The organism is Aeromicrobium sp. P5_D10, from assembly GCF_054049535.1.
In genome coordinates this window covers 255,713-281,627 of sequence record NZ_JBFUME010000006.1, presented here as the reverse complement: position 1 = coordinate 281,627, position 25,915 = coordinate 255,713, and the positions used below count along the sequence as shown (strand labels likewise).

Genomic DNA, 25,915 nt, shown 5'->3' with positions numbered 1-25,915 from the left:
TGTGACTAGTCCCGCTTCTTTTCGCGGAGTTCGAACGTCTCAACGACGTCGCCGAGCTTGATGTCGTTGAAGCCCTTGAGCACGAGACCGCACTCGAAGCCTTCGCGGACCTCGGACACATCGTCCTTCTCACGTCGCAAGCTCGAGAAGTCGAGGTTGTCGGCGATGACAGAACCATCGCGCAACAGACGTGCCTTGGCATTGCGCTTGATCGTGCCGCTGGTGACCATGCAACCGGCGATGTTGCCGATCTTGCTGGAGCGGAAGATATCGCGGATCTCGGCGGTACCGAGTTGCGCCTCTTCGAACTCCGGCTTGAGCAGACCCTTGAGCGATGCCTCGATCTCTTCGATCGCGTTGTAGATGATCGAGTAGTACTTGATCTCGACACCTTCGCGGTCGGCCAGCTCCGTCGCCTTGCCCTGCGGGCGGACGTTGAAGCCGATGATCACGGCGTTGGACGCCGCAGCCAGCATGACGTTGGTCTCGGTGATCGCACCGACACCGCGGTCGATGACGCGCAGAGCAACCTCGTCGCCGACATCGATCTGGGCCAGTGCGTCTTCGAGCGCCTCGACCGAACCGGAACCATCACCCTTGAGGATGAGGAGCAGCTCGTCGGTCTCGCCCTTCTCCATCGAGGACATGAAGTCTTCGAGGGTGCGGCGGCCGCTGCGCTGAGCCAGCAGAGCGTTGCGCTCACGGGCCTCACGCTTCTCGGCGATCTGGCGAGCCAGACGGTCGTCTGCGACAACCATGAAGTTGTCACCGGCGCCGGGCACCGCCGTCAGACCCAGCACCAAGGCCGGACGTGACGGAGTCGCCTCTTCGATGTTGTTGCCGTGCTCGTCGAGCATCGCGCGAACGCGACCGAACGCCGGACCGGCGACAAGAGAGTCGCCGACCTTGAGCGTTCCACGGTGCACGAGGACAGTGGCGACCGGACCGCGACCACGGTCGAGGTGCGCCTCGATGACGAGACCCTCGGCGTTCTGGTCGGGGTTGGCGCGCAGGTCGAGCGAAGCATCAGCCGTGAGGATGATGGCCTCGAGCAGCGCGTCGAGCCCGGTGCCGGCCTTGGCCGACACGTCGACGAACATCGTGTCTCCGCCGTACTCCTCGGGCACGAGACCGTACTCGGTGAGCTGGCCACGGGCCTTGGTCGGATCGGCGTCGGGCTTGTCGATCTTGTTGACCGCGACGACGATCGGGACGCCGGCGGCCTTGGCGTGGTTGAGCGCCTCGACCGTCTGCGGCATGACACCGTCGTCAGCTGCGACCACGAGGATCGCGATGTCGGTCGCCTGCGCACCACGGGCACGCATGGCGGTGAACGCCTCGTGACCCGGAGTATCGATCAAGGTGATGCGACGCTCGTTGCCGTCGACCTCCGTCGCGACCTGGTAAGCACCGATGGTCTGCGTGATGCCGCCGGCTTCCTTGTCGACGACGTTGCTGCTGCGCAGTGCGTCGAGGAGCTTGGTCTTGCCGTGGTCGACGTGACCCATGACCGTGACGACCGGCGGGCGGGGGGCGAGATCTTCCTCGTTGCCCTCGTCCTCACCGAACTCGATGTCGAACGACTCGAGCAGCTCTCGGTCCTCGTCCTCGGGCGAGATGACCTCGACGTTGTAGTTGAGCTCTTCGCCCAGCAGCAACAGGGTCTCGTCATTGGCCGACTGGGTGGCCGTGACGATCTCACCGAGGTGAAAGAGCACCTCCACGAGTGACGCAGAGTCTGCGCCGATCTTGTCGGCGAAGTCAGCCAGCGAGGATCCGCGGGTCAGACGAACCAGCTCGCCATTGCCCTTGCGGACGCGGACGCCGCCGATGGCGGGCGCCTGCATCTGGTCGAATTCCTGACGCTTCGCGCGCTTGCTCTTGCGTCCACGACGCACGGGTCCACCGGCGCGACCGAACGCACCCTGGGTTCCGCCACGCGTGTTGCGACCTGCGGGGCCACCAGTACGCGGGGGTCCGCTGAAGCCGCCGCCACCGGGACGACCGGGAGCGCCACCGCCACCGGGTGCGCCACCGCCGCCGGGGCGACCGGCGAAGCCACCGCCACCGCCGCCACCGGGACGACCGCCGCCACCGGCACCGCCGGGACGACCGGGTGCGCCACCGGGGCGACCGTTACGAGCGGTCGGACCGGCGAGACCGGACTGACGCGGCATCATGGCCGGGTTCGGACGGGGCATTCCACTCGGCGCGGCCGGGGCGGCGCCGCCTTCACGTGCTGCGGGGGGACGCGGAGCGCTGCTCTGCATGCCCTGCTTCGACGAGAACGGGTTGTTGCCGGGACGTGCACCGGGAGCCTTGGGGGCCGGAGCCTTGGGGCCGGGGCGAGGTCCCGGAGTCGGGCCACCGGGCTTGGGGGCTGCTGCAGCCGGAGCGGCAGGAGCTGCCGGTGCTGGTGCAGCGGGTGCCGGAGCGGCCGCAGCTGCGGGAGCCTCTGGCGCCGGTGCCGGGGTGGGCTCAGGTGCCTTACGAGGACCCGGAACCGGGCCGGGGGTACGGGCCGGCTTGGCCTGAGCGGCAGCGTCCGTTGCGGGAGCAGCCGGCGCCGGGGCAGCAGGTGCTGCCGACGCGGGTGCGGACGGGGTAGGTGCTGGCGCGGCGGCCTTGTTGCCGGACTTCTTGGCGCCCTGGGCGCGCAGCGCTTCGCCGTGCACCTCGTTGAGGCGACGGACGACGGGGGCTTCTACGGTCGAAGAAGCCGACTTCACGTACTCACCCATGTCTTTCAGGGTGTTGAGGACGACTTTGCTTTCGACACCGAACTCTTTGGCGAGCTCGTGGACTCTTACAGCCACTTTTCTCCTTCAGGGGGGTCCGACCCCGAAGGAGGATCAGACCACTAGTTGACGAACGTACTCATTGCGCAGTACTCATCGCGCAGTACTCATCGCGCAGAACTCACATGCATAGTCATGAGTGTTGCTCCGATTTCTTGGGTCTTGGAGCACAGGGTTTGCGCTCCATCGTGATCAATCTTGCGGGTCTTGCTGGGCGATGCTGTCGACCAGCGCGCTCAGGTCAAGCGGCCCCTCGGTTCGAAGTGCCCGGCCGAACGCCTTACGGCGTGTCGCCAGTTCAAGGCACCGGTTCGTGGGGTGCAGGTGCGCCCCTCGCCCCGGTAACGTTCCGTCCAGATCGGGTGTGACGACAGTTGCCGCCTGTTCCCGCACTGCCACGATTCTCACCAGAGTGGCCTTGTCCGCACGCTGCCTACAACCGATGCAGGTACGAACAACCTTGGACAGTCTACCCGTTTGCCGAACCGATTGCGCCATTGGTCATTGGCCTTCGGTACGGGGCGCCTCGGTGTCGGAGCGGATGTCGATACGCCAGCCGGTCAGTTTTGCTGCGAGACGGGCATTCTGGCCCTCCTTGCCGATCGCCAGCGAGAGCTGGAAATCAGGCACCACGACCCGAGCCGAGCGAGTCGCCTCGTCGACGATCGTGACGCTCTTAACCTGTGAGGGCGACAGCGCATGCGCGATGAACCTGGCCGGATCGTCCGAGTAGTCGACGATATCGATTTTCTCGCCGTGTAGTTCGTGCATCACATTGCGCACGCGCGATCCCATCGGCCCGATGCAGGCGCCCTTGGCGTTGATCCCCGACTGGTTGGCCCGCACAGCGATCTTGGTGCGGTGGCCGGCTTCGCGGGCGATCGCCACGATCTCGACCGATCCGTCGGCGATCTCGGGTGCCTCGAGCGCGAACAGCAGCTTGACCAGGTTGGGGTGGGTACGCGAGACCTTGACCCGTGGGCCGCGCATGCCTTTCTCGACCTCGTAGACATATGCCTTGAGACGCTCACCGTGGGCGTACTTCTCTTCTGGGACGCGCTCGGTGCCCGTCAACACGGCTTCGAGGCGACCGATGTCGAGCATGACGTCGGAAGGATTGCGACCCTGCTGGATGACGCCGGAGACGATATCGCCGACTTTCCCTGAGAATTCGCCGTACTTGGATTCGTCTTCGGCGTCGCGGATCCGCTGCATGATGAGCTGACGCGCGATCGTCGCGGCGAACCGTCCGAAGTCATCGGGGGTGTCGTCGAATTCCTCGCTGAACGACGGAGCGACCCGAACGGGCTCCTCGCCCTCCTCTGATGCCGCATCCGGCTCGGGTTCGGGCGCAGGCGGGGTCTCCAGGCGTTCCTTGGCCCACACCGTGATGTGGCCGGTCTTGCGGTCGAGCTCGACCCGCGCGTGCGGGTGGGAGCTTCCGGTCTTGTGATAGGCCGAGAGCAGGGCAGTCTCGATGGCCTCGCAGACCACCTCGAACGGGATGTCCTTCTCGTGCTCGAGGGCGCGCAGTGCGGCCATGTCGATGTCCATCAGGCGTCCTTCCTGTTGAGCTCGATTTGCACGAGCGCTGAGTTGATCTGGTCGTACGTGTATCGCGTCGTCGTCCGTCCGACGATGTCGACGCCGCTGTCGTCGCTGGCACCGATGCGGCCGTCGACGGATGCGTCGTCGTCGGTCAGTCGCAGGCGCACGAGGCGTCCTTCGTTCCGGCGCCAGTGACGCGGCAAGGTCAGCGGTCGGTCCACGCCGCGCGACGTGACCTCGAGCGTGTAGGGCTGCTCACCCATGACGTCGGACGAGTCGAGCACCTCCGAGAGGGCGCGGGTCGCATCGGTCATGTGGTCGATGCCCACACCGCCATCTCGATCCAGAGCGATGAGCAGGACTCGTTTGTTTCCGGCCGGCGTGAGCTCAAGTGCTTCAAGATCGAAGCCGAGCGCCGTCACGGTGGCCTCGACGAGGGCCTCCAGACTTTCTGTCATGGCTCGTCCTCCGTCTTCTGTTGTGGGCGCATCTCATGGGGATCGGTGCTCAGCACCGAGTGAAGTATCCGGACCACCCTACCGAACTTCGAGAGGCTAACCTGCCACCATGATGACCCGTCGCGTCCTGCTCGGAACAGGTGCCGTTGTTGCAGGGGGCGCAGCCGTACTCGGTGCGGCACAGATCACTCACCGCCTCGACGACGCAGCGCGTCTGGTCGGCCTCGAACCCAAGCCCGAACCGGACCCGCGCGATGACGAGATCGTGCGAGCAGCCTCGAAAGACCAGGCTGTCGTGACAGCCACGGTTGCCATCATGCACGAGGAAGATCCATCGCTCGGCCTCGCGCCGATCGCCGCGATTTGTCAGGAACAGCTCACTGCGGTCGGCGGCAACACCGCAACCACCGATCTCGCGAGTGTGCCGAGGTCAACATCGGCCCTGGTGGCGATGCTGGACGGGGCGTCCAAGGACCGAGCTCGCGCGGCCGGTGAGGCCTTCTCCCCCGAACTCGTGCGGGTGCTCGCATCGATGTCGGCCGGTCTCGCCCAGTGCGCCAGGAAGGCGGCTTCGCTATGAGTGCAGCAGATGCCCTGAACGGCTGGCTCGCTGTGGAGCACGAGGCGGTGTGGCTCTACCCCGTGATCGGCGCCCGGTTCGCAGATTTGCGTCCGCGGGCCACCCGCTCGTTCGAAATGCACCGCGATACCCGCGACGCGCTGCTGGGACGACTACAGCTGCTGGGAGTCGATCCCGTCTCGACTGAGTTGTCGTACGAGACCGGTCCGCTCACGAACGAAAACCAAGCCAGGAAGGCCGCTCAGGCCGTCGAGGCCCGAATCTGCGCAGCCTGCCTGCAGTTGGCCGGCGAAGCCACCTCAGACCTGCGAACGTCCGCCGTCAAGAACCTGAAAAAGGCTGCCCTGGCAGAGCAGACCTGGGGTGCGTCCCCGAAAGCCTTCCCTGGCCTCCCCTAGCTGCGGAGGTACGACATCAAATCAGCCAGCGCGACGTCTTCTCTTTCGCCTGTTGCACGGTCCTTCACTTCGACATTGCCGTCGACGAGACCCTTACCGACCACGACGATAGTCGGGACGCCGATCAGCTCAGCATCCTTGAACTTCACGCCGGGTGAGACCTTGCCAAGGCGGTCGTCGAACAGGACGTCGAAGCCCTCACCCGTCAGATCCGCGTAGACCTGCTCCGCACCGGCAACAATGGTCTCGTCCTTGCCCGCGACGATCAGGTGGATGTCGAACGGCGCCAATTCCTTAGGCCATACGAGTCCTGCCTCGTCATGCGCATACTCGGCCACCGCCGCCACAGCGCGCGAGACGCCCACACCGTATGAGCCCATCGTGACCGTGACGAGTTTGCCGTTCTCGTCGAGCACCTTGAGGTCGAGCGCTTCAGCGTACTTGCGACCGAGCTGGAAGATATGTCCCATCTCGATACCGCGAGCCAATTCGAGCGGACCAGAACCATCAGGCGCAGGATCACCCGCCCGCACCTCAGCAGCTTCGATCGTGCCGTCGGCGGTGAAGTCACGACCCGCGACGAGATCGATGACGTGTGAGCCCTTGATGTTGGCACCAGTCACCCAGCTCGTACCGTCCACCACGCGGGGGTCGACGAGATAACGGATTCCGGTCTCGCTCTCGGCGCCCAGCGCTGCGGGTCCGATGTAGCCCTTGACCAGGCCGGGATGTGCAGCGAAGTCCTTCTCCTCGAAGGCTTCGATCTCGGCCGGCGAGACCTGCGCCTCGAGGCGTTTCGCGTCGACCTCCCGATCGCCGGGCAGACCGATCGCCAGGGGCTCGCGGGTACCGTCGGGATGGCGAAGGATCACCAGGACGTTCTTCAGCGTGTCAGACGCCTGCCACGGGCGGTCGTCGCGGGCGAAGGCCTCGTTGAGGTGATCGACGAGGGTTTCGATCGTCGGAGTGTCGGGCGTCTGCTCAGCGTGGGCTGCGGGCAGCCCGTCGAACGGAATCGAATCAGGCACGACAGTCGTCACGGCTTCGACATTGGCGGCATACCCGGCAGGCGACCGCACGAACGTGTCCTCACCCGTCTCGGAGACGGCCAGGAACTCCTCGCTGGCCGAACCGCCCATCGCACCTGAGGTTGCGCGCACGACGACGTACTCAAAACCGAGCCGATCGAAGATTCGCACGTACGCCTCGCGGTGCGCCTGGTAAGACGCCTCCAGCCCGGCGTCGTCGATGTCGAACGAGTACGAGTCCTTCATGATGAACTCGCGGCCTCGCAGGATGCCGGCGCGCGGGCGTGCTTCGTCGCGATACTTCGTCTGGATCTGGAACAGGCTCAGCGGCAGGTCCTTGTAGGACGAGTAGAGGTCCTTGACCACGAGGGTGAAGAGCTCCTCGTGCGTCGGGCCGAGCAGCATGTCATTGCCCTTGCGATCCTTGAGCCGGAACAAAAGAGGTCCGTACTCCTCCCACCGGCCGGAGGCCTCATAGGGGTCACGCGGCAGCAGCGCAGGAAAACGTACCTCCTGCGAACCGATCTCTTCCATCTCTTCGCGAACGATCCGCTCCACCTTGGCCAGCACCTTCAGCCCCAACGGGAGCCAGGAGTAGATGCCAGGAGCAACCCGTCGGACATAGCCGGCACGTACCAGGAGCTTGTGGCTCGGCACCTCGGCATCGGCAGGATCGTCACGGAGGGTGCGGAGGAAGAGCCGGGACATACGCATGGGCCCGAGCCTATCGGGCTGAGATGCGGCCTATGACTTGGCGGCCTTCAGGGCAATGCGGATCATCGGTGCTTGCAAGGGAAGTCGCGCGACGACACCGGCCTTGTACCAAGACGGCGCCCGCTTGCTGCGCACTCCGTCCGCGGCCATCTGCACATTCGCCGGGAACACCGCTGCCAGCAGTCCCGCCGCGGTCAGGCCCCCCAGGCGCCGAGTCCGCGGGTTGAGCAGCATGGCCCCTGCCGCGATCTCGACGAGGCCTGAGGCGTACACGAGCTCCTTCTTGTACGGCAGCGGCTTCGGCACGATCTTCTCGAACGGTTCGGGACGGGCGAAATGCAGCACCCCCGCCCCGACGAACAGGCCGGCCAGGAACTTGATGTCACGGTTCATGACTGGACCCTAGACGGTCCGCCGAGTATCGGCGCGATCAATTCGCCGACGGCCTGACGCCACGCGCCGTCGTCCTGGATCGTGACCGTCACCTCGGCGGTCGCTATCTGCAGGCTTCGAGCTCGATCCAGACGGAGTCTCAGACGCTTGTCGACGTCGGGCATCGAGTCGCCGAAGACGCGCAGGCCGATACTCAACGACCGATCGCCCCGCCGCACCCTGACGATTCGATCTATCCGCTGGTAGTCGACCCCCGCGTGGGCAGATGCGTCGGCCGACCGGACCCGGAACGAGCCATTGCGTTGCGCGGGACCGTCAAGCCGGAACTTGACCCGCACCACCTTGGAGGCTTCCGGTCCCTCGACGAACGTCTGAGACTTGCCGCTCACGGACCCGAGCGGCATCATCGCCTCGAGCGGGACGAGGCAATAGCCCTTCTTGCGCAGACCCTTGACGATGCCCGGGACGGCTTTGATCGTCTGCGGCGAGTTGCCGACAGCATCGTGCATCAAGATGACGTTCTCGCGATGCTTGCGCAATCCCCGCAACGCGCTCTTCCTGATCTGCTTGCTCGATCCACCACGCCAGTCGTTCGTGTCGATCGTCCACATCACTTCCCGAAGGTTGTACCGCTTGGCGATCTTCCGTACTCGGCGGTCCGTGGCGCCGTACGGCGGCCGGTAGAACCGCGGATTGATGCCGATCGCCCGGCGGATGGCGCGCTTGGTGAGGTAGAGCTGCCGTTTGACGCTGCGATTCGGCCTCGACGTGAGCTTGGGGTGGTCCCACGAATGCACCTCGACGGCATGGCCGTCACGCACCATCTCACGCAACAGCCGAGGGTGACGTGTGGCGTTGATTCCCGTGACGAAGAACGTCGACTGGGCGCGGTGTTTGCGCAGTAGCTTGAGCAGCCGCGGCGTGTTGACCTTGTGCGGGCCGTCGTCGAATGTCATCGCGACTTTGCCACTGCGGCACTTGGTGTCAGGCGCGATCAGTTCTGCCGCGCCGGCCGGCGCAGTAGTCAATCCGATCGTCACACCGGTCGCCAGCAACATCGCCGACATGAGCGCAGACAGGCAACGGCGGAGCACGCAAGAAGTGTAGGGGGTCCAGATCCTGATCAGAGCAGGATTGAGGCAAACGTCGTCGTATGGCGAAATCCCACCCGCTCGTACGCACGGCGAGCCGCGGTGTTGTGGTCATTGACGTACAACGTGACGATCGGCGCGATGCTCTGACGCACCAGGCGTACGACTGCCGCGATGGCCGGAACCGCGATCCCCCGGCCGCGCAGGTCCGGATGCACGTAGACCCCCTGGAGCTGACAGCCGTACTGCGTGGCCGAGCCGACCTCGGTCTTGAAGATGACCTGGTCGTTCTCGATGATCGCGAACGACCAGCCCTGGGTGATGAGCTGAGCGACCCGGGCCCGGTAGCCGCTGCGATTTCCAGCTTCGGGGTCGACGCCGACTTCCTCGGTGAACATCGCGACACATGCGGGATACAACGTGTCGAATTCGTCCATCAGTACGGGCCGGACCCTCGGGTCAGGGGTCACCCGGCTATCGGTTTCCATGACCATGAACGGCTGGTCGAGACGTGGAGAGCGCGCCGGTCCCCACTGCGGCTCCAGCAGGTTCCACATCGGCAGCACCGAGTCCCGAGGGCCCACGATCGAGGATGGACGCACCCGATCGGCGATCAACTGTTCGACGAAGGCCGGGATCGATCGACGGTTCGCCTGCACCGGGACGATGTTGTTGCCCGCATGGCAGGCCGAAACAAGTGCGCCGTCTTCGAAGTAGCCCAGGATCTGGCCACCCAGCCACCTGGTCTGCAATTTGGTCGCGTCGACCCGATTGCGCACGAATAGGTTCACAAGAGGATCCCGATCGAGCAGAGCGTGCAGCTCGGGCAGGTCATCGGGTGACAGCGGACGGAGCTGATTCGTCGTCTTGAGCACTGGGCCTCCCCCACTGAAGTTGGCTACACACTACGTGGGTGTCCGGTCGAGGTCGCCGAGAGACCCGGCTCGCACCTGAAGCCGGGCCGATCAGCTGACGCTGACTTCTGCCGCCCCACCCTCGACCGGCTCCATGTCTTCGGCGAGGCGCATGGCCTCCTCGATCAGGGTCTCGACGATCTTGGACTCGGGCACGGTCTTGATGACCTCGCCCTTGACGAAGATCTGTCCCTTGCCATTGCCCGACGCGACGCCGAGATCGGCCTCGCGCGCCTCACCGGGTCCGTTGACGACACAGCCCATTACCGCGACGCGGAGCGGGACCTCGAGCCCGTCGAGACCTGCGGTGACCTGCTCGGCCAAGGTGTAGACGTCGACCTGCGCGCGACCGCACGACGGGCAGGAGACGATCTCGAGCTTGCGTTCGCGCAGGTTCAACGACTGCAGGATCTGCAGACCCACTTTGACCTCTTCGACAGGCGGCGCCGACAGTGAGACGCGGATCGTGTCGCCGATACCCCTGCTGAGCAGCGAGCCGAAGGCGACAGCGCTCTTGATGGTCCCCTGGAACGCCGGACCGGCCTCGGTCACGCCGAGGTGCAAGGGCCAATCGCCCCTCTCGGAGAGCATCTCGTAGGCCTGCACCATGACAACCGGGTCGTTGTGCTTGACCGAGATCTTGAAGTCGTGGAAATCATGTTCCTCGAACAACGACGCTTCCCAGACGGCCGACTCCACAAGCGCCTCGGGCGTCGCCTTGCCGTACTTGTCGTAGATCCGCTTGTCGAGCGAACCGGCGTTGACGCCGATCCGGATCGACACACCGGCGTCCTTGGCCGCACGGGCGATCGCGCCGACCTGATCGTCGAATTTGCGGATATTGCCGGGATTGACCCGTACCGCCGCACAACCGGCGTCGATCGCCGCGAACACGTACTTGGGCTGGAAGTGAATGTCGGCGATGACCGGGATCTGCGAGTGCTGAGCGATCTCGGGAAGCGCGTCGGCATCGTCCTGGCTCGGGCAGGCGACCCGGACAATATCGCAGCCGGCAGCCGTGAGTTCGGCGATCTGCTGCAAGGTCGTGTTGACGTCCGACGTCAACGTCGTTGTCATCGACTGCACCGAGATAGGGGCGTCACCGCCGACGTCGACGCTGCCAACCTTGATCTTGCGGGTTTTGCGCCGCGGGGTGAGCACCGGCGGCGGCATGGCCGGGAGGCCGAGATCAGTCATGAGAGGCTCACAGGGTTGACGATGTCGGCGTAAATCAAGATCACACTCATCAGCATAAGGAGGGCACCCACGCCGTAGGCGACTGGCAGCATCTTGGCCACGTCGACGTAGCCAGGGTCGGGCTTTCCGCGCAGCTTGGCGATTCCGCGGCGAACCGCCTCCCACAGCGCACCGGCGATATGGCCGCCGTCCAGCGGGAGCAATGGAATGAAGTTGAACATCGCGAGGAATAGGTTGAGGCCGGCCAGCAAGATGATGACGCGCTGCGCCCGCTCCGACCAGCTCGGATCGTCGATCGTGAACGACTCCCCCGCGACCCGGCTCGCGCCCACCACGCTGATCGGCCCATCCGCCTGACGTTCGGCACCGAATGCAGCCTTCGTGACGTCGACCATGCGAGCCGGCAGATGCCAGATCGCCTTGGCCGTGCCGACGACGTAGTCGCCCATGACGTCGGCGACGTAGCCCGGCCCCTGACGCTCCATCTGCTGTGTCGGTGACACACCGAGGAATCCGACGTCGACGGTCTTGTCGGGATCGTCCAGGTCTGTCCGGGCGAGCACCGAGGTCGCGACCGTGGCGCGTTTTGTCTGACCGTCGCGGACGAACTCGATCGTCGCCTCTTGTGAACCGTTCGCGCGGATCTTGCGGGTGAGGGAATCCCACGACGCGATCTCGACACCGTTGAACGACGTGATTCGGTCTCCGGGCTTGAGCCCGGCCTTGCTGGCCGGCGTCTCCGGATCATCTGGCGTGCAGGTGCGTCCTGCCTCCGCATCGGTGATCGCGCAGTCCGAGACCTGCTGGACTGTCGTCGTGGGGGTCATCGCGCCGAAGCCCATGAACACCACCGCGAACAAGAAGATCGCGATGACCACGTTGACCATCGGACCACCCGCCATGACGATGAGCTTTTGCCACCACGGCTTGCGATAGAACAGCCGGTCCAGGTCCTTGTCCTCGACATGCTCGTACTCCGCGTCACGGGCATCCGAGATCAGTTGGGTGAACATGCCGGTGTTGCTCTTGCGCACGGCGTGCGGATCGGCACCTTTGGCCGGCGGCAGCATCCCAACAAGCTTGACGTACCCGCCGAGCGGGATCGACTTGAAGCCGTATTCGGTCTCGCCGCGTTTGGTCGACCAGATCGTATTGCCGAATCCGACGAAGTACTGCGTGACCTTGATGCCGAACTTCTTGGCGGGATACATATGCCCCACCTCGTGCAGCGCAATCGACACCACCACGCCGATCACGAAGATCACGACGCCCAACGTGTAGATCAAGGCGTTCATCTTTTGTCCACCAGCTCCGCCGCTCGGTCTCGGGCCCAGGTGTCAGCGCCGAGCACGCCGTCGAGGGTCATCTCCTGGCGGGCGACGTCCGGATCAGACAGATGCTGGTCGAGAACGACGCCCACGGTGTCAACGATGCCCAGGAAGTCCAAGTTCCCGTTGACGAACGCGTCGACGCAGACCTCATTGGCCGCGTTGAACACCGCCGGGCCGGTACGTCCGAAGGCGCCTGCCTTCCGAGCCAACGAAACCGCCGGGAACGCAACGTCGTCAAGCGGGAAGAAGTCCCAGCTCGCCGGCTGCGTCCAGTCACAGCCGGCGGCTGCATCGGGCACCCGCTCGGGCCAGGCGAGCCCCAGCGCGATCGGCAGCTTCATATCGGGCGGCGAGGCCTGCACCATCGTGGCCCCGTCGACGAACTCGATCATCGAATGCACGACCGATGTCGGGTGCACCACGACGTCGATCCGATCGAATCCGATGTCGAACAGCAGATTGGCCTCGATGACCTCCAGCCCTTTATTGACCAAGGTCGCGGAGTTGATCGTGATGACCGGACCCATGTCCCAGGTGGGATGGGCGGCGGCCTGCTCGGGCGTGACGTCGGCCAATTCAGCCCGGGTACGCCCGCGGAACGGGCCGCCGCTGGCCGTCACGATGAGCCGGCGCACATCGCTTGGACGTTCACCGCGCATCGCCTGCGCGAGAGCCGAATGCTCGGAATCGACCGGCACCAGCTGGCCGGGCTTGGCGGCACCCGTGACGAGCTCACCGCCGATGATGAGCGACTCCTTGTTGGCCAGCGCCAAAGTCGTGCCGGTTTCGAGCGCTGCGAGGGTCGGTAGCAATCCGACGGCCCCGGTCATCCCGTTGAGCACGACATCGCACGGCGTGCGAGCAACCTCGACCGCCGCGTCCGGGCCGGCTAAGAGCCGTGGCACCCGGTGATCTCCTTGGGCGTAGCCGTGCCGTTGTGCCTCGGCGTAGAGCGCCAATTGCACGTCCTCTGCAGCGCTCCCCCGTGCCACGGCGACCAGCGGGACGTTGAACGCAATCGCCTGTTCTGCCAGCAGCCGCGGACTGCCCCCACCAGCGGCAAGGGCGACGACCTCGAACCGTTCGGGGTTGGCGGCGATGACCTCGAGGGCCTGGGTTCCGATGGAGCCGGTCGAGCCGAGAATGGCGACACGCTTACGCATGCCGCCATTCTCGCACCCGCCCATCAGGGCGGTGAACGACAACGGCGACTCGCCCCTGGTACGAGTCGCCGCCGTCTGTCTCCGGGCCACGGATTCCGCGATGTCCTGTCGCCGTCTCCGTGACCCGGAAGTCTTTACTTGACCTCGGACTTCATGACCGCGAGGACTCCGAGCGTCAACGGGATGACCATCCAGATGATCCCCGAGACGCCGATCTGGGCCCATTCCTCGCCGGTGACCGGCGAATCGAACAACCGCGACTGAGCGAAGTTGAAGTCGACCCAGGCCTGGATCTTCTCGAACCAGTCCTGCGTCGCAGCCAAGACGCCGAAGATCGACGGGACCACGAACGAGTAGACGAAGTACGCGACGATCGCGCCGGCGGAATTGCGAATCAGCACGCCCAACATGAAACCGATCATCAGACCCAGCACATTGGCCAGGATGATCAAAAGCATGTCGGTGATCTTGAAGTCCCACACGATGTCGGCACCGACAATCGATGACCCGACAATATTGCCGATGGCTCCGATCGCGAAGGCCAGAATCATGCTGACGACGCCGATGAAGATCGCCGCGATGGCTTTGGCGCCGATGACGCTGCCACGATGCGGTGCCAGGGTGAACGTGATCAGACCAGTGCGCTGACTCCACTCACTCGTCACCGACAAGATTGCGACGATCGGCAACAAAATGGCCATCGGGAATCCGACAGCGGAGCCGAAGACCTCGTAACTCAGGTCTTCACCATCGATGAACAGGATGCACCCGATGGTCGCGAGCAAGGCGATGATGCCGATACTCGCCATGAGCCAGAAGCCGGACCGGGTGTTGAACATCTTGCGGAGCTCGACCTTGACCAGCCGGCCCATGGGTACCCCTGGACGGCTCGTGTCGACACTTGCTACTGCGGTGCTCATGAGGTGGCTCCTTCGGGAGTGATGGCTTCACGCTGGGTGTTGGCCGTCAGCTGGAGGAACATCTCCTCAAGCCCGGCGCCGTCGGCCGGACGCAACTCGATGAGTGCGACGCCAGCAGCGGCCGCGGCCTTGCCGACCGTTGCGGGATCGGCTTCGGTGCGCATGCCACCGTCGCCCGAAGGACCGGCGGAGATGCCGGCGCTGGTGAGCGCATTGGCAAGAGCCGAGGCGTCACCTGCCTTGACGAACGTTCCGGCTGTCTGGAGAAGCTCTGCCTTGGTACCTTCGGCGACGATCTTGCCGTTGCCGATCACGATGATCTCGTCGGCGATGACTTCGATCTCGTGCAACAGGTGCGACGACAGCAACACGGTGCCGCCACGGTTGGCGTACTCGCGAAGCAGTCCGCGCATCCAGTGGATACCGGCCGGGTCGAGGCCGTTGGCGGGCTCATCGAGCATCAGGATCTTGGGATCGCCCATCAAAGCGTTGGCGATACCGAGACGCTGGCGCATGCCGAGCGAGTAGTTCTTGACCCGGCGCTTGGACTCGGCCGGAGTGAGGCTGACGAGCTTGAGCATCTCGTCGACCCGCGACATCGGCAGGCCCATCGTGATGGCGCTGATCGTGAGGATCTCGCGTCCGGTTCGGCCGGCGTGCTGAGCAGAGGCATCCAGCAGGACGCCGATCTGGGTGCCGGGATTGGGGATGTCGGCGTATTTGACGCCGCTGACGAGTGCGGTGCCGGACGAAGCTGGGGTCAAACCGGCGATGATACGCATCGTGGTGGACTTGCCCGCACCGTTCGGGCCGAGAAAGCCAGTGACGGCACCGGGGCGGCATTCGAACGAGACATCGTCCACTGCCCGGAAGCCACCATAGGTCCTGGTGAGTCGGTCAACTGTGATCATGACCCTTACTCTGGCGTACTCCACCGACAAGTGTCATCCGCCATGGGGCCGTAGTTGAATAGCCAAAAGTATGACAACGCCGCAGACGATGGGCGGTCGTAGTGCGGGCCCGGCACCCCTAGCCTTGTAGACGTGCCCCCAGTGACCTACCAGCCCGAGCTGAAATGGTGGAGTCACGTCTGGCGATACGCCTTGGTGCTCGGCATCTCGGTAGCGGCGTGGAGTCAGCTCGCCGACTGGCAATGGGACAACCGGAAGCTCTGGTTCTGGAGCGACTTCGCGCTAGGGGTCGCGGCGTTTTGCCTTTTGCCGTTGCGCCGCCGCTACCCGGTCACGGTTGCTGTCATCACCAACTCCCTGACAGCCGTTTCGGCCTCGGCCGGTGGCCCCGGTGCCCTGGCCCTCGTGTCATTGGCCACGCATCGCCGGTGGCGGCACATCATTCCGGTGGGACTGCTGACGTTCGTGGCCGGCATGGTGTTCATGTTCCTCGATCCCGTCGGCGAAGAACCTTGGACGTTCACGGTTCCTTTCCTCTTGTCGTTCCTCGCGGTGACGGTGGGGTGGGGCATGTACATCGGCTCGCGACGCGAGCTGCTGGCCACATTGCGCGACCGCGCCGAGACGGCAGAAGCCGAGCAGGCGTCGCGAGTCACTCAGGCCAGAACCGCGGAACGCTCGAGAATCGCGCGCGAGATGCACGATGTCCTCGCGCACCGAATCTCACTCGTGACGATGCACGCGGGCGCGCTGACGTATCGCAGAGACCTTTCGGCCGACCAGATGCGGGCAACCGCCGAGATCATCCAGGACAACGCCCATGAGGCCATGGTCGAGCTCCGAGAGGTCCTGGGAATACTGCGCGACGGCCCCGGAGACGCAGCTCCTGAACTCCCCCAGCCGTCAGCAGTTGACCTTCCGCACCTGCTCGCCGAAGCCCGCAGGTCGGGAATGCGGATCGAGGACAGTCAGAACATCGAACTGGAACTGATTCCCGAGACACTCGGTCGAACCGCCTACAGAGTCATCCAAGAGGGCCTGACCAACGCCCGCAAACACGCAGCCGACACACTGGTGACCGTGGAGCTCAACGGAAGCCCGGACGCCGGGCTGACAGTCGTGGTGCGCAATCCGCTCCGGATCGGATCGACGCACTCCCAGGCGCCGGAGTCAGGACTAGGACTCGTCGGGCTGAGCGAGCGCAGTGTCCTGGCAGGCGGCCATCTGACCCACCACATCTCCGCACGCCAGGACTTCGTCCTCCAGGCGTGGCTGCCGTGGCCGACATGACGATTCGCGTACTGCTCGCCGACGACGACCCGCTCGTCCGCGCCGGGCTCACGATGATCCTCGGAGGCTCGCCGTCACTGGAGATCGTCGGCGAAGTCGGCGATGGCAAGGAGGCCGTCGAAGCGGTGCGCGCCGGCGGAATCGACATCGTACTAATGGACATCCGCATGCCGGTGCTCGACGGGATCGCCGCCACGACAGCCGTGCTCGCGCTGCCGAACCCGCCGAAGGTCATCGTGCTGACGACCTTCGACGCCGATGAGTACGTCGTGCGCGCCCTGGCGGCCGGCGCCAACGGGTTCTTGCTGAAGGACACCGCTCCGGCCGACATCGTCGATGCGATCGTCCGGGTCGCCGACGGTGAGCCCATGCTGTCGCCGGCGATAACCCAGCAGCTGATCCGCCAGGTCACCGACGCGGCCCCGGACAACAAGGCCAACCACGCCCTCGATCGCATCGCCTGCCTGACCGACCGTGAGCGCGAGGTGGCCATCTCGGTGGGGCGCGGGTCCTCGAACGCCGAAATCGCCGCAGAACTCCACATGAGCGTGGCGACCGTCAAGGCGCACATCTCGCACCTGTTCACCAAGCTCGGTGCCACCAACCGGGTCCAGGTCGCGATCACGATGCACGAGGCCGGCCTGCTCTAACGCTCCGCCTCGGCTACGGTCGACATGTCGATCACTGCCTGCAGCGCCGCGACGTGTGATGAGAAGGCCTTGCGCCCCTTCGCAGTCAGGGCGAGCCACGTCGCACGGCGTCCATCGAAGGACCCTTTGCGCACCGAAACGTAGTGGGACTCAGCGAGGGCCGACACGTGCTTGGACAGGACCGAGTCGCTCACATCCAGTCGCTCTCGCAGTGTCGCGAACTGAGCTTCGTCGACCACTGAGAGCATCGCGCAAAGACGGAGCCGCGCCGGGGCATGGATCACCGGATCGAGGTCGCTCAAACGCCATGCTCCTCGCGGTAGATCCTCATCCAGCGTCGGCTGACGAGTACGAAAACGATGACCTGTACAGGTGCCAAAATCAGCCCGAGCCACCACCAGCCTGCGGCGACGGCAGCCATAGCCGCAGCGAACCCGAGGATCATCTGCACACCGCCGCCGACGGCAGACGTGCGAAAAGTGCGACCCTTCCGCGAACCGGATACCCAGGCGCCGTTGGCGTCACGGAAACGACGCATCGACCAACCGAGCGCCGCCATCGCGGCGGCGAACAGAGCGACGCCCAGGATTACCCGCCACGCCGGGGATCCACCGAATATCAGCCCAACAGCGGCGACGTTCAGCCCGGTAGCCGTTCCGGAGGTGAGGTCATACCACTTCGGCACCACGAGACTGCCTGCGAAACCGCGTCGCGCCTCGTCGATCGATGCGAGATCCCGCGCGGCCATCTCGCCGCCCTCATCGACCTGCTTCGAAGTTTCCATATTGGAAAGTTATTTCCTGCTTTCCATTTTGGCAAGTACGGCGCTCCAGTGGCGACCCCCTGTGCCCTAGGTTGGTCGATGTGACTGACAGCTACCAAGACATCAATCGCGCGGCCTGGAACGAACGGGCGGCTGCCCATGCGCAGTCCCCCGACTACAGATTCGATGAGTTCCGCAGCGATCCGGAGTACATCTCCGACGTGGTCCGTTTCGATCTGCCCCGGCTGGGTTCGGTCGACGGACTTCGCGGCGTGCACCTGCAATGCCATATCGGGACCGACACGATCTCGCTCGCGCGTCTCGGCGCCCGGATGACCGGGCTCGACTTCAGCGGAGCATCCCTGGCAGAAGGCCGCAGGCTCGCCGCCGAGCTGGGCCACGAGATCGACTTCGTCGAGGCCGATCTGTACGCAGCACCAGAGGTTTTGCCCGGAGGTGCCTTCGATCTGGTGTTCACCGGAATCGGCGCTCTCGGCTGGTTACCTGACATCCGCCGCTGGGCCGATGTCGTCGCACGTCTCCTGGCGCCGGGTGGCCGTTTGTTCCTGCGTGAAGGCCATCCTGTGCTGTTCTCCCTGGCCGATCCGCGTCCCGACAAGCTGATCACGATCGAGCACCCGTACTTCGAGCACGAGGAACCCAGCACTTGGGACGAGCCCGGCACGTACGTCGCCACGGACGTCGAGTTCGAGCACACGATGTCGCACGAATGGAACCACGGCATGGGTGAGATCGTCACGGCATTGCTCGATGCAGGCTTGACCATCACAGGGCTCGAAGATCACGACAGCGCTCCGTGGAACGCTCTCGAGGGCTATACCGAGCTGCTACCGAACGGCGAGTACCGACTCATCGATCGCCCCGGGCGCCTTCCGATGACCTACACGCTGCAGGCGGTCAAGCCTCGATAGTCTGCTCGCGCTGACCCCAAGGGGAGCCGTAGCCGTCGCGCAACAACTCCAGGAACGGGACGGCGTCGAACGCCTCGGGGCCGAGCACGCCTGAGCCTGACCAGGTGCCGTCGGCCAGCAATTCCAATGCGACGACCGGATTGACTGCGGTCTGCCAGACGACGCACTGATGGCCGTATTCGCGCATCGACCAGTCATTGTCGACGACGTGATACAGGTACGTGGATCTCGGCTGCCCGGACTTGTCCTTGCCCGTGACCCACAGCCCCGCACACGTCTTGCCGTGCATCTTGTCGCCGAGCGTTGCCGGATCGGGCAGGCAAGCCGCGACAACATCGCGAGGCGAGACTTCGACCCCGCCGACGGTGATCTTCTGGGTGGAGTCAAGGCCGAGCTTGTGCAATGTGCGCAGCACCTCGATGAACTCGTTACCGAGCCCGTATTTGAATGTCGCCCGTTTGGTGTCGACCCACCGCGGCATCAACAGCACTTCCTCGTGCTCGACGTTGACGCACTCGACAGGACCTATGCCCTCGGGGAAATCGAAGATCTCCGGTTCGCTGAACGGTTCGGTCGTGAACCAGTGGCCCTGTCCCTCGTCATTCACGGCCCAGATGACCGGCGGGTTGAGGCACTCTTCGATCGTGGTCCAGATCGAGAACGACGGAGCGAAGTCATAGCCGTCCACCGTGAGATTCGCACCGTCACGGGTTCCGAGTTCGTCGATCTCGCTGAACAAATGGTCGGCGGCATAGCGGGCGAAGACATCGGAGAGTCCCGGTTCGACCCCCATCCCGCAAAGCGCCAAGCGGCCGGCCGCCTCCCACTCGGTCGCCACGGCGAACTGCTCATCGCCGAGCTTGACCCCGGCCTGTGAATACGGCTGCTCGGGGTGGGGCTTCGACAAGCTCATCGCCATGTCGAGATAGTCCGCGCCCGCCGCGAAGGCTCCGTCGAATATCGGCATGACGAAACGGGGGTCGACGGCGTTCATGACATGCGTCGCGCCGACCTGCCGGGCCAACTGTTCGATCGATGCCGCATCGGATGCATCGACGCGGGCCGCCGTGAACCGCGGATCGTCGAGCGACTCGACCGCCCGTTGGGCCCGGTCGAGGGCATAGTCGGCGACCACCACCGATTCGAAGAAGTCGCGACGGGTCGCAATCGCACAGAACGCTGAACCGACGCCACCGGCACCCACAAGGAGGATCTTCATGCTCTCATCCAACCGTATCCGGATCCGGTGATCAACGAAATCCATCGACAAAACTCGATCCGACGACGAATTCGCTTGTCTTTCTATCGGATCATTCGTGATACTGGTGTCATGAGCAGCGAACTCGACTTCGACCATCTCCAAAAGGCCGGCAAACGCCACCTGTGGATGCACTTCTCTCGGCACGGCGCATACGACGATGCGCATGACATCCCGATCATCACCAAGGGCGATGGGATGTACATCTGGGACTCGAACGGCCGCAAGTACCTCGACGGACTTGCCGGGCTGTTCGTCGTCCAGGCGGGCCACGGTCGCGAAGAGCTCGCCGAGGCAGCGGCCAAGCAGGCCAAGGAGCTGCCGTTCTTCCCGATCTGGACGTTCGCTCACCCCAATGCGATCATGCTGGCCGAACGCATCGCGTCCTACGCGCCGGGAGACCTCAACCGGGTGTTCTTCACGACCGGGGGCGGCGAAGCTGTCGAGACAGCCTGGAAGGCGGCCAAGCAGTACTTCAAACTGACCGGCAAGCCGCTCAAGACCAAGGTCATCAGCCGCCAGATCGCCTATCACGGCACTCCGCACGGGGCCTTGTCGATCACGGGTATTCCGGCACTGAAGCAGATGTTCGAACCGCTCGTGCCGTCGACCGTCCACGTGCCCAACACCAATTTCTACCGAGCACCCGAGCATGGCGACAACCTCGAGGACTTCGGCCGGTGGGCCGCCGACCGGATCGAGGAAGCGATCCTCGCCGAGGGCCCCGACACCGTCGCGGCCGTCTTCTTGGAACCCGTGCAGAACGCCGGCGGCTGCTTTCCGCCCCCGCCCGGATACTTCCAGCGGGTTCGTGAGATCTGCGACCGGCACGACGTCCTCCTCGTCTCCGACGAAGTCATCTGCGCATTCGGCCGTCTCGGTGAGATGTTCGGCGCGACCAAATTCGGCTACCAGCCGGACATCATCACGTGCGCCAAGGGGCTGACGTCCGGATATTCGCCGATGGGCGCGATGATCGCCTCCGACAGGATCATGGAGCCGTTCCTCGAGGGCAACAACTCCTTCGCGCACGGCTACACATTCGGCGGCCACCCGGTCTCGGCGGCGGTCGCAATGGCGAACCTCGACATCTTCGAACGTGAGGATCTCAACGGCCATGTGCGCCGCAACGAAGGCGCATTCCGTGGGACGCTCGAGAAGCTGCTCGACCTCGACATCGTCGGAGACGTGCGTGGCGACGGCTTCTTCTACGGGATCGAGCTGGTCAAGGACAAGACGACCAAGGAGACCTTCGACGACGACGAGTCGGAGCGTCTGCTGCGCGGATTCTTGTCGAAGGCCTTGTTCGACAACGGCTTGTACTGCCGCGCCGACGATCGCGGCGATCCGGTCATCCAGCTGTCCCCGCCGCTGATCGCCGATCAGAGCCATTTCGACGAGATGGAGCAGATCCTGCGCTCCGTCCTTACCGAAGCCCAGAACCTGCTCTGATCACAGACACGAGGGCCCTTGATCAACTCGATCAAGGGCCCTCGTGCTTTGTCCGGGTGACGGGTTAGGTAGCCAGGGACTTCTGCTGGCGACGACGGGCGAACTCACCCGCGACGACGATCGAGATCGCGATGATGAACATCGCGGTACCGATCACATTGACCTCCATAGGCACACCGCGCTGCGACGATCCGTAGACGAACATCGGGAACGTCACCGACTGGCCCGAATTGAGATTCGTGATGATGAAATCGTCGAACGACAGCGAGAAGCTCAATAGCGCCGCAGAGATGATGCCCGGCAGCACCAGCGGGAAGGTGACCCGCCAGAACGTCTGGTTCTCGGTGGCGTACAGGTCCATCGCAGCCTGTTCCAAGTTGTCGTCGAGCCCGCTGAGCCGGGCCTTGACCGTCACAATCACGAACGACAGACAGAACATCACGTGCGCGATCAGAATCGTCACGAAGCCCAGCTTGCCGCCGAAACCGCTCGACACGAACAGCGCCAGCAGCGAGGAGCCCATCACGATCTCCGGCGACGCCATCGGCAAGAAGATGATCAGGTTCGCAGCAGAGCGTCCCTTGAACCGGTGTCTGACCAGCGCGAAGGCCGCCAGAGTGCCCAGGATCGTGGCGACGATCGTCGCGCAGAATGCGATCTGGATGCTCAGGATCACCGAGTCGCCCATTCCAGCGGGTTTAAACGGATGCAGCCAGTTGCTCCAGGTGAACTCCTGGAACTTGTAGACATTGCGCGACTTCGAACTGTCGTTGAAGCTCATCAACACGACGACCGCGATCGGCACGAAGGTGTAGGCCAGAACCAGTAGTCCGAGCCCCATGATCAGATGGTCGCCGATCCAGCGCTTGAGGCGAAGCAACGGGGTCATACGAGCTCCTCCGTTCCGGCAGTGCGGATATAGATCATGACCGCTCCCACGATGATGACCATCAAGGTCACCGACAGGGCACCGGCCGCAGCGAAGTCACCCTGAGTCGTGAACAGGCTCTGGATGACATTGCCGACCATTCGCTGATTCGGGCTGCCCAGGAGCTGGGCGTTGATGTAGTCACCGGCCGCCGGGATGAATGTCAGCAGCGTGCCTGCGACGACTCCGGGCATCGACAACGGGAGCGTCACCTTGAAGAAGCCCCGGAGTGGGGATGCATACAGGTCCTGGGAGGCTTCGATCAACCGGATGTCGATCTTCTCCAGGCTCGCATACAACGGCAGGACCATGAACGGCAAGAAGTTGTACGTCAACCCCGCGATGACGGCGACCGGCGTCGCCAACAGCCGATCGTCGGGACCGAGAATATGCACTGTCTGCAGCGCGTCGACGACAAAGCCGTCATCGGCCAGGATCAGTTTCCACGACAGCGTGCGCAACAGGAAGCTCGTGAAGAACGGTGCAATCACCAAGATCAGCATCAGATTCTTCCAACGCCCGGCTTTGAACGCGATCGCGTACGCCAGCACGTAGCCGATCACCAAACACAACAGCGTCGCCAGTCCGGCGTACCACAGAGAGCGCCACAGTTGGGATTTGTATTGGTCGATCGCGTCGATGAAGTTCGAGAAGTGCCATGACATCTGATAGCCCGTGAGCACCGACCCGCTCGGGTCGTACAGGCTGGTCGCGATCAGCGAGTAGAACGGGATCAGGAAGAACAGTCCCAACCAGATCGCGCCAGGGGCGATCAGCCAGTAGCCGGTGAGTTTGCGCCGCGGACGAGCGGCAACAGGCGTGGCCACTAGTCCTCCTCGATCCCGGCCATAGCGTCCTGGCTGGCGTCGAGCAGAAAGGCGAACTCGGGGCGCCACGACACATCGACCTTTGTGCCGACCGGAAGCATCGACCGCGCACCCGTGTTCTGCTCGAACGCCATCAGTTCCTGGCCCCACGGCATCATGATCATGTACTGCGTGCTGACGCCGACGAAGCTGACGTCGGTGATGTAGCCACCTTCCAGGACGCTTCCTGGCGCATCGATCGGCTGCCCGTGTTCGGCGATCAGGACCTTCTCAGGACGGATGCCGAGCCAGCCGTGGCCGGTGTCCGAATGCGCCCGATCGCCTGGCACCGAGGCGATACCGCCGGCCATCCGCACCTTGACGTGATCGCCTTCGCGGCCCTCGATCTCGGCACTGATCAGATTCGACTGGCCCAGGAAGTTCGCGACGAACGTCGTACGAGGATTCTCGTACAGCTCGCTGGGAGCTCCCATCTGCTCAATGACGCCTTGATTCATCACCGCGACCGTGTCGGCCATCGTCATGGCTTCTTCTTGATCATGGGTCACATGCACGAAGGTCAGGCCCACCTCGGTCTGGATGCGCTTGAGTTCCAGCTGCATCCCGCGTCGCAGCTTCAGGTCGAGGGCGCCCAGCGGCTCATCGAGCAGCAGCACCTCGGGCTTGTTGATCAAGGCCCTGGCCAGCGCCACGCGCTGCTGCTGCCCGCCGGACATCTGCGCCGGCTTCTTGTGCGCCTGAGAGGTCAGTTCGACGAGTTCCAGCATGTCGGAGACCTGCTGTTTGACGTCCTTGATTCCCCGACGCTTCAGGCCGAACGCCACATTGTCGGCGATGTTCAGGTGCGGAAAGAGCGCATAGTTCTGGAAGACCGTGTTGACCGGACGTTTGTACGGCTTCTCGTACGTCACCTCGGTGTCGCCGAGATGGATCGTGCCGGATGTGGGGATGTCGAGTCCGGCCACCATGCGCAAGGTCGTGGTCTTGCCGCAACCCGAAGGGCCCAGCAGAGCGAAGAACTGCCCCTGTGGGACAACCAGATCCAAGGACTTGACCGCTGTGAACGTCGCGAACTCTTTGGTCAATTTGCTGAGTCGCAAGTCCCGCGAGGTCGCTGAGGATCCGGTCGGGGAATCTTGTGCCGACGCAGTCGGCCCGTCATGCACCTGTGACATCAGCAAAATCTCCTTCGTAGGTACGCATCGTGGCCTCATCGAGGGCCATGAACTGACTCGTGCGGGACAACGTGTCCTCGGTGGGGAAGATCAACTCGTTCTCGACCTGCTCGGGATCGACCTTCTCCATCGCTTCCTGCGCACCCTTCACCGGACAGATGAAGCTGTTGTAGGCAGCGAGCTTCGCCGCGACCTCTGGCTCGTAGTAGAAATTGATCCACTCCTCGGCATTGGCCTGGTGCGTCGCGAGATTGGGCACGAGCATGTTGTCGGCCCAGATCATGATGCCTTCTTCCGGCGGCAGCCAGACGAGATTCTCGTCGCCGGCGTTGGCGATATCGCCCGACCATGCTTCGCAGGCGACGATATTGCCCGATGCAAGGTCCTGCACATACTCATTGCCGGTGAATGAGCGCACCTGGCCGTCACCGCGTGCCTTTCGAAGCAGCTCGATGGCCGCCTCCCATTGCGCCTTGGTGAAGTTCTCGGGATCGGCGCCTTCGATCATCAGCAAGAAGCCCATCGTGTCGCGCATTTCGGTCAGCAACGAGATGCGGCCCTTGAGGTCCTTGCGGGTCAACAGGTCCTTGAATGACTTGACCTCGTCGACTTTGCTCTTGTTGTACGCGATGCCGGTCAAGCCGCTTTGCCAGGGCGCCGAGAATTCTCGGCGGGGATCCCAGTCGGGCTTGGCGAGCGAGTCGATGATGTTGGCATGCAGATTGGGCACCTTGGCAGCATCGAGCTTCTGGATCCAGCCCACCTGAATCACCCGCGCTGCCATCCAGTCGGTCAACACGAAGATGTCACGCTTGGACGAACTACAGGAGCCGAGTTGATTGGAGACCTTAGCGAAGAACTCGTTGTTGTCGTTGACGTCGGCGGTGTATCGGACGTCGATGCCGGTGTCTTCTTGGAACTGGGTCAACGTCGAGATGTAGTCGCCGTCGTCCTGGTCGATGTACTCGGGCCAGTTCGAGACCACCAGATTCTTCTGGCTGGCAGACATGTCCTTGGCCGTGCACGTCGCCGGATCCTGCTTGCGATCTGGCGTGTCGAACCTGGTCAGTGCGAATCCGCTTACGCCGAGAGCGGCGGCAGTGCCGCCCAAACCCTTCAGGACGGTTCGTCGATCGACTCCCACGATGTGCTACCCCATTCCTCCGCTGATTTACGAATACTCGCAAGATCGGGGG

At 64.0% G+C, this 25,915-nt stretch carries 26 protein-coding genes; 6 read left to right on the top strand and 20 right to left on the bottom strand.

The window, feature by feature from the left end:
• Positions 1–5: 5 nt before the first annotated feature.
• The 4 genes from infB to rimP form a co-directional block, all read right to left on the bottom strand.
• Positions 6–2,816: a translation initiation factor IF-2 gene (gene infB, locus ACXJKC_RS13910; RefSeq protein WP_456697331.1), complete on the bottom strand. Its 2,811-nt coding sequence runs from the start codon at positions 2,814–2,816 to the stop codon at positions 6–8.
• Between the two features lie 174 nt (positions 2,817–2,990).
• On the bottom strand, positions 2,991–3,296 hold the full coding sequence (locus ACXJKC_RS13905; RefSeq protein WP_456697330.1) for a YlxR family protein: 306 nt from the start codon (positions 3,294–3,296) through the stop codon (positions 2,991–2,993).
• 3 nt (positions 3,297–3,299) lie between these two features.
• On the bottom strand, positions 3,300–4,352 hold the full coding sequence (gene nusA / locus ACXJKC_RS13900; protein ID WP_456697329.1) for a transcription termination factor NusA: 1,053 nt from the start codon (positions 4,350–4,352) through the stop codon (positions 3,300–3,302).
• A complete protein-coding gene (gene rimP / locus ACXJKC_RS13895) occupies positions 4,352–4,804 on the bottom strand; it encodes a ribosome maturation factor RimP (RefSeq protein WP_456697328.1) in 453 nt (150 codons plus the stop codon). Before rimP ends, nusA begins: the two co-directional genes overlap by 1 nt.
• A 109-nt stretch (positions 4,805–4,913) precedes the next feature.
• Between rimP and ACXJKC_RS13890 the strand changes: the two genes are divergently transcribed.
• Together ACXJKC_RS13890 and ACXJKC_RS13885 are read left to right on the top strand one after the other, a co-directional pair.
• Complete coding sequence (locus ACXJKC_RS13890; RefSeq protein WP_456697327.1) at positions 4,914–5,384, top strand: hypothetical protein; 471 nt, start codon at positions 4,914–4,916, stop codon at positions 5,382–5,384.
• Positions 5,381–5,782 carry a DUF4439 domain-containing protein gene (locus ACXJKC_RS13885; protein ID WP_456697326.1) on the top strand — a complete coding sequence of 134 codons (402 nt, stop codon included), beginning with the start codon at positions 5,381–5,383 and terminating at the stop codon, positions 5,780–5,782. The genes ACXJKC_RS13890 and ACXJKC_RS13885 overlap by 4 nt, the downstream gene beginning before the upstream one ends.
• Here the strand turns inward: ACXJKC_RS13885 and ACXJKC_RS13880 are convergent.
• The 9 genes from ACXJKC_RS13880 to ACXJKC_RS13840 all read right to left on the bottom strand — a co-directional run bounded on the left by ACXJKC_RS13880 (position 5,779) and on the right by ACXJKC_RS13840 (position 15,444).
• Positions 5,779–7,524 carry a proline--tRNA ligase gene (locus ACXJKC_RS13880; protein ID WP_456697325.1) on the bottom strand — a complete coding sequence of 582 codons (1,746 nt, stop codon included), beginning with the start codon at positions 7,522–7,524 and terminating at the stop codon, positions 5,779–5,781. The genes ACXJKC_RS13885 and ACXJKC_RS13880 overlap by 4 nt on opposite strands.
• Before the next feature lie 30 nt (positions 7,525–7,554).
• A complete protein-coding gene (locus ACXJKC_RS13875) occupies positions 7,555–7,917 on the bottom strand; it encodes a DoxX family protein (RefSeq protein ID WP_456697324.1) in 363 nt (120 codons plus the stop codon).
• Positions 7,914–9,011 carry a polysaccharide deacetylase family protein gene (locus ACXJKC_RS13870; protein ID WP_456697323.1) on the bottom strand — a complete coding sequence of 366 codons (1,098 nt, stop codon included), beginning with the start codon at positions 9,009–9,011 and terminating at the stop codon, positions 7,914–7,916. The genes ACXJKC_RS13875 and ACXJKC_RS13870 overlap by 4 nt, the downstream gene beginning before the upstream one ends.
• Before the next feature lie 29 nt (positions 9,012–9,040).
• Positions 9,041–9,883 carry a GNAT family N-acetyltransferase gene (locus tag ACXJKC_RS13865; protein WP_456697322.1) on the bottom strand — a complete coding sequence of 281 codons (843 nt, stop codon included), beginning with the start codon at positions 9,881–9,883 and terminating at the stop codon, positions 9,041–9,043.
• A gap of 90 nt (positions 9,884–9,973) precedes the next feature.
• Positions 9,974–11,119: a flavodoxin-dependent (E)-4-hydroxy-3-methylbut-2-enyl-diphosphate synthase gene (ispG, locus tag ACXJKC_RS13860; RefSeq protein WP_456697321.1), complete on the bottom strand. Its 1,146-nt coding sequence runs from the start codon at positions 11,117–11,119 to the stop codon at positions 9,974–9,976.
• Positions 11,116–12,414, bottom strand: coding sequence for a M50 family metallopeptidase (locus ACXJKC_RS13855; protein ID WP_456697320.1), 1,299 nt, complete (start codon positions 12,412–12,414; stop codon positions 11,116–11,118). The genes ispG and ACXJKC_RS13855 overlap by 4 nt, the downstream gene beginning before the upstream one ends.
• Positions 12,411–13,613: a 1-deoxy-D-xylulose-5-phosphate reductoisomerase gene (dxr, locus tag ACXJKC_RS13850; protein WP_456697319.1), complete on the bottom strand. Its 1,203-nt coding sequence runs from the start codon at positions 13,611–13,613 to the stop codon at positions 12,411–12,413. The genes ACXJKC_RS13855 and dxr overlap by 4 nt, the downstream gene beginning before the upstream one ends.
• Before the next feature lie 134 nt (positions 13,614–13,747).
• Positions 13,748–14,533 carry an ABC transporter permease gene (locus ACXJKC_RS13845; protein ID WP_456697318.1) on the bottom strand — a complete coding sequence of 262 codons (786 nt, stop codon included), beginning with the start codon at positions 14,531–14,533 and terminating at the stop codon, positions 13,748–13,750.
• Positions 14,530–15,444 carry an ABC transporter ATP-binding protein gene (locus tag ACXJKC_RS13840; protein ID WP_456697317.1) on the bottom strand — a complete coding sequence of 305 codons (915 nt, stop codon included), beginning with the start codon at positions 15,442–15,444 and terminating at the stop codon, positions 14,530–14,532. Before ACXJKC_RS13840 ends, ACXJKC_RS13845 begins: the two co-directional genes overlap by 4 nt.
• 132 nt (positions 15,445–15,576) lie before the next feature.
• Here ACXJKC_RS13840 and ACXJKC_RS13835 point away from each other — a divergent pair, with 132 nt between their 5' ends.
• Together ACXJKC_RS13835 and ACXJKC_RS13830 are read left to right on the top strand one after the other, a co-directional pair.
• Positions 15,577–16,734, top strand: coding sequence for a sensor histidine kinase (locus ACXJKC_RS13835; RefSeq protein ID WP_456697316.1), 1,158 nt, complete (start codon positions 15,577–15,579; stop codon positions 16,732–16,734).
• Positions 16,731–17,384: a response regulator transcription factor gene (locus tag ACXJKC_RS13830; RefSeq protein ID WP_456697315.1), complete on the top strand. Its 654-nt coding sequence runs from the start codon at positions 16,731–16,733 to the stop codon at positions 17,382–17,384. Before ACXJKC_RS13835 ends, ACXJKC_RS13830 begins: the two co-directional genes overlap by 4 nt.
• Here the strand turns inward: ACXJKC_RS13830 and ACXJKC_RS13825 are convergent.
• Complete coding sequence (locus ACXJKC_RS13825) at positions 17,381–17,686, bottom strand: transcriptional regulator (RefSeq protein ID WP_456697314.1); 306 nt, start codon at positions 17,684–17,686, stop codon at positions 17,381–17,383. The genes ACXJKC_RS13830 and ACXJKC_RS13825 overlap by 4 nt on opposite strands.
• A complete protein-coding gene (locus tag ACXJKC_RS13820; protein WP_456697313.1) occupies positions 17,683–18,168 on the bottom strand; it encodes a hypothetical protein in 486 nt (161 codons plus the stop codon). Before ACXJKC_RS13820 ends, ACXJKC_RS13825 begins: the two co-directional genes overlap by 4 nt.
• Positions 18,169–18,248: 80 nt before the next feature.
• On the opposite strand from ACXJKC_RS13820, the gene ACXJKC_RS13815 reads away from it, so the two are divergent.
• Positions 18,249–19,079 carry a class I SAM-dependent methyltransferase gene (locus tag ACXJKC_RS13815; protein ID WP_456697312.1) on the top strand — a complete coding sequence of 277 codons (831 nt, stop codon included), beginning with the start codon at positions 18,249–18,251 and terminating at the stop codon, positions 19,077–19,079.
• On the opposite strand, the gene ACXJKC_RS13810 is transcribed toward ACXJKC_RS13815, so the two are convergent.
• Positions 19,066–20,298: a saccharopine dehydrogenase family protein gene (locus ACXJKC_RS13810; protein WP_456697311.1), complete on the bottom strand. Its 1,233-nt coding sequence runs from the start codon at positions 20,296–20,298 to the stop codon at positions 19,066–19,068. The genes ACXJKC_RS13815 and ACXJKC_RS13810 overlap by 14 nt on opposite strands.
• 111 nt (positions 20,299–20,409) lie before the next feature.
• Between ACXJKC_RS13810 and ACXJKC_RS13805 the strand changes: the two genes are divergently transcribed.
• Positions 20,410–21,789, top strand: coding sequence for an aspartate aminotransferase family protein (locus ACXJKC_RS13805; RefSeq protein ID WP_456697310.1), 1,380 nt, complete (start codon positions 20,410–20,412; stop codon positions 21,787–21,789).
• A gap of 64 nt (positions 21,790–21,853) precedes the next feature.
• On the opposite strand, the gene ACXJKC_RS13800 is transcribed toward ACXJKC_RS13805, so the two are convergent.
• From ACXJKC_RS13800 to ACXJKC_RS13785, 4 genes are read right to left on the bottom strand one after another with little or no spacing between them, the layout of a single operon-like run.
• On the bottom strand, positions 21,854–22,678 hold the full coding sequence (locus ACXJKC_RS13800; RefSeq protein WP_456697309.1) for an ABC transporter permease: 825 nt from the start codon (positions 22,676–22,678) through the stop codon (positions 21,854–21,856).
• Positions 22,675–23,544 (bottom strand): ABC transporter permease, encoded by an 870-nt coding sequence (locus ACXJKC_RS13795; RefSeq protein WP_456697308.1) that lies wholly within the window; start codon positions 23,542–23,544, stop codon positions 22,675–22,677. Before ACXJKC_RS13795 ends, ACXJKC_RS13800 begins: the two co-directional genes overlap by 4 nt.
• The gene (locus ACXJKC_RS13790; protein WP_456697307.1) at positions 23,544–24,719 is read right to left on the bottom strand and encodes an ABC transporter ATP-binding protein; all 1,176 of its coding nucleotides are present in this window, start codon (positions 24,717–24,719) and stop codon (positions 23,544–23,546) included. Before ACXJKC_RS13790 ends, ACXJKC_RS13795 begins: the two co-directional genes overlap by 1 nt.
• The gene (locus ACXJKC_RS13785; protein ID WP_456697306.1) at positions 24,703–25,863 is read right to left on the bottom strand and encodes an ABC transporter substrate-binding protein; all 1,161 of its coding nucleotides are present in this window, start codon (positions 25,861–25,863) and stop codon (positions 24,703–24,705) included. The genes ACXJKC_RS13790 and ACXJKC_RS13785 overlap by 17 nt, the downstream gene beginning before the upstream one ends.
• Positions 25,864–25,915: the final 52 nt, after the last annotated feature.